The sequence below is a fragment of the Acinetobacter sp. YH12241 genome, from assembly GCF_013417535.1.
Taxonomy (GTDB): Bacteria; Pseudomonadota; Gammaproteobacteria; order Pseudomonadales; family Moraxellaceae; genus Acinetobacter.
The window spans coordinates 1-3,683 of the sequence record NZ_VPDQ01000057.1 but is presented as its reverse complement, the minus strand read 5'-3'; the positions used below and the strand labels follow the sequence as shown (position 1 = coordinate 3,683).

Here is a 3,683-nt window from a genome sequence, read left to right as displayed (position 1 = left end):
GTGATGGGAGAGAATGTTCAAGAGTGGATTCTAAATGTTCAGATAAAGACATAAAAAAATGAGCGTATTTACATACACTCATTTTTACTACATTTTACTAAAATTTGCTTAACTGACTGGCATTACCCTTTCGGAGGCTTCTTATTTAATACTCAGTTTTAAGCTTTTGCAGGAACGGTATCTGCTGAACCAATCTTTTCAGATTCATCATCATGCATGATCAAAGCAACTGCAATCGCTGTAATCAGTACCGGTAAACCGACTGCCATAAAGTTAAAGTGTGCAGGCAGGTTCATACCGAGTAAGCCACCGATCAGGATCGGGCCAACAATCGCACCCATACGACCAATCGCAGATGACCAGCCAATACCTGTTGAACGTACTGCCAATGGGTAGAATTGTGCAACATAACTGTATAGCAACATTTGCGAACCGATTGATGCTGCACCTGCCAGGAACACCAAGATGTAAAGCAGGAACTGGTTAGATGCAAAGCCCATTGAGCTCATCACAATCGCCCCCATCATACCGAGGAACATCAATACCGGTTTCAGGTGGAAACGGTCAGCCAAAATACCACCGCCCACAATACCAACCACTGCACCTACGTTCATCGCCATCATAAACATTAGGCTGTTGTCCATTGAGTAACCCGCTGCCATCATCAACTTCGGTAACCAGCTGCTCAGCGCATACATGGTTAGTAGGCAAGTGAAGAAAGCAACCCAGAACAATAAGGTATTTACGGCACGGCCACGACGGAACAGGCTTACCACGTTTGCTGCTTCAGGTACATTCTCCTGTGGCAGTTTAAAAGTTGTATTGTCTGTAACACTTAGATTTGGAGCCAAACGACGTACAATTTGACGTGCTTTTTCCTGTTTGTTGTCTTTGACGATAAAGGCTAAAGATTCAGGCAGGAATTTCCAGATCACAGGCAATAAAAATAATGGAATACCTGCGATAAAGAACATGATTTGCCAACCAAAACTTGGGGTAAACCATGAACCTAATAAGGCAGCCATTACACCACCTACCGCATAACCACTAAACATGGTCGTCACTAGAGTACTACGCATTTTTTGTGGTGCATATTCAGAGGTCAGTGCCACCAGGTTTGGCATTACACCACCAATACCCAGACCGGCAAGGAAGCGTAAAATACCGAACTCAGTCGGATTTGAAGCAAAACCGCCGGCAAAAGTTAGGCCACTGAATAAGACGATACAGATCATGATGACTTTTTTACGGCCAATTTTATCTGCCAGAGAACCAAAGATCATCGCGCCAAACATCATGCCGGCAAGTGCAGTACTGGCAAGCATTCCCGCTTGAACGGCACTTAAGCCCCAGTCCTGCATTAATAAAGGTAAAACAACACCATTGATTGCTAAATCGTAGCCGTCAAACAAGATAATGAGTAAACACCAAGCAACTACATTGAAGTGAAAAGGCGTAAATTTCGCATTATCGACTACAGAATTTATATCTACTGTTTCCGTTGTCATCGTTCTCATCTCCCATGAGTACTTGTCCATAAAATCCTTTTGAATATCCGGGGGAATATTCAAGTTTTAGCAATATACGCAAGTGAGATTTAGTGCACAATAAGACCAAATGATGGAGTAATTTCAGCCATAAAATAGCGGCTATTTGTGTGATTTATCACATTTTTATAAAACTAAATAATTGAATAATTAGACATTTATTATTCTCATTAAAATGCTTATATAAATAGTCTATAGACCAATGATTTTTTGATTTATTCAATTTTTTATGAATGATTTTTATACTTTAAACAAAAAATCCCTTTCTTATGAAAGGGATCTTTTGACTCAATTCAGATTTATAGCAAGTGGATTGGCAAAAAGTGACTAGGTTTTAATAGAATTCAGCTTCTGTTTCGCCAGTGAGGTCTCAGCATTTCGTTCTGCATTCAGATCTTTACGTACAATCATCGCCACTGAAATCGCGCCGATAATGGCTGGAATCGCAACAGCCAAGAAATTCATTTTATGTGGCAGCTCCATACCCAACAGGAATCCAATAATAATTGGACCAACGATTGCCCCTACCCGACCGACTGCGGACGCACAACCAATACCGGTAGAGCGGATTGCCAATGGATAGTACTGAGCCACGAAACTATAGAGCAGAATACTACTACCAATTGCCGAAGCACCTGCAGCAGCGACTAACAGATAGATCACAGCTTGTGGAGAGTTAAAGCCTAATCCAACTAATGAAACTGCACCCAACAGGAACATGCCAATAATGACGGGTTTCAGATGGAAACGATCCGCCAGAATACCACCACCAATGGTTCCAACCACTGCACCAATATTCATGGCCATCAGGAACATCAAACTGTTACCCAGAGAATAACCCGCTGCCATCATCAGTTTTGGTAACCAGCTACCCAATGCGTAGACCATAAGCAGACACATAAAGAAGCAGCACCAGAATAATAAGGTACTCATGCTACGGCCCTGCTTAAATAAAGCAGCAATTGAAGCATCGGGTGCATGCACTTCATTCAGTACAAACTGGGTACTTGCAGTGACATTTTGCTCAGGACTGATCTGTTGAACAATTTTGCTGGCCTTTTCATTTTGCTGTTTCTTTACCAGGAAAGTTAAAGATTCCGGTAAATACAAATACAGTATAGGCAGCATCAATAATGGAATACCTGCGATATAGAACATGATTTCCCAACCAAAACTTGGGGTAAACCAGGCACCTAATAACGCCGCCATAATCCCACCAACTGCATAGCCACTAAACATGGTAGTCACTAAAGTACTGCGCATTTTTTGTGGCGCATATTCAGAAGTGAGCGCAACCAGATTCGGCAATACACCGCCAATACCTAATCCGGCAATAAAACGCAGGATGCCAAATTCAGTCGGACCAGAGGCAAAACCGCCCCAGAACGTAAATCCACTGAATAAGGTTACACAAATCAGGATGACATTTTTTCGTCCAATTTTATCTGCCAGCATACCGAAGAGCATGGCACCAAACATCATGCCGGCCAGAGCGGTACTTGCAAGCATTCCGGCCTGAACTGCCGTCATATTCCATTCTTGCATCAGTAGGGGTAAAGCAACACCGTTGATTGCCAGATCATAACCGTCAAAAATAACGACAAATACGCACCAAAGTACGATCTTTAAATGAAAAGGTTTAAACTTTGCTTCATCCACTACAGCATTCACATTCACTGTTGTTGCTGTCATTTTTCCTCACCTCCAATTGTGAGCTTTTTTATTCTATAAAAAAATGAACGTTCATTCACTTTTGTATATAAAATGGATGATTCTTTAAACCTTGTCTACTGCAAAACTTACCAAGTTAGATTTTTTTAATAAAATTTAGGCTAAAGTCGTAGATCGAATATTTTTTAGACAGACCAATAAGAAAATAAGGCGAAGTTAATTAATTATACTTTTCACGTTATTTATATTTTTATTATCTAGGTACAATTAGGAGATTATTTACTTCTTTTTCTAGAAACCCCACGCATAAAAAAAGCCCCCTGCTTCTGCAGAGGGCTTTTTAGGAATAATGAGCTGGCGATGACTTACTCTCACATGGGAGACCCCACACTACCATCAGCGCTAAGAGGTTTCACTTCTGAGTTCGGGAAGGGATCAGGTGGTTCACTCTTGCTATGGTCGCCA

The 3,683-nt window shown here is 41.4% G+C and carries 2 protein-coding genes and 1 rRNA gene; all 3 read right to left on the bottom strand.

Annotated features, from left to right (window positions below; all coding sequences use genetic code 11):
- Window positions 1-158: 158 nt before the first annotated feature.
- A complete protein-coding gene (locus FTV18_RS15405) occupies window positions 159-1,508 on the bottom strand; it encodes an aromatic acid/H+ symport family MFS transporter (RefSeq protein ID WP_180004121.1) in 1,350 nt (449 codons plus the stop codon).
- A 366-nt stretch (window positions 1,509-1,874) separates the two neighbouring features.
- Window positions 1,875-3,239, bottom strand: a complete 1,365-nt coding sequence (locus tag FTV18_RS15400) for an MFS transporter (protein WP_180018796.1) — start codon at window positions 3,237-3,239, stop codon at window positions 1,875-1,877.
- A gap of 331 nt (window positions 3,240-3,570) precedes the next feature.
- Window positions 3,571-3,683: ribosomal RNA gene (gene rrf / locus FTV18_RS15395) — 5S ribosomal RNA — on the bottom strand; the annotation flags it as partial.

Excerpts from the sequence above, each read along its gene's own strand:
- FTV18_RS15400 (WP_180018796.1), bottom strand. The coding sequence starts at position 3,239 with ATGACAGCAACAACAGTGAATGTGAATGCTGTAGTGGATGAAGCAAAG.
- FTV18_RS15405 (WP_180004121.1), bottom strand. The coding sequence starts at position 1,508 with ATGACAACGGAAACAGTAGATATAAATTCTGTAGTCGATAATGCGAAA.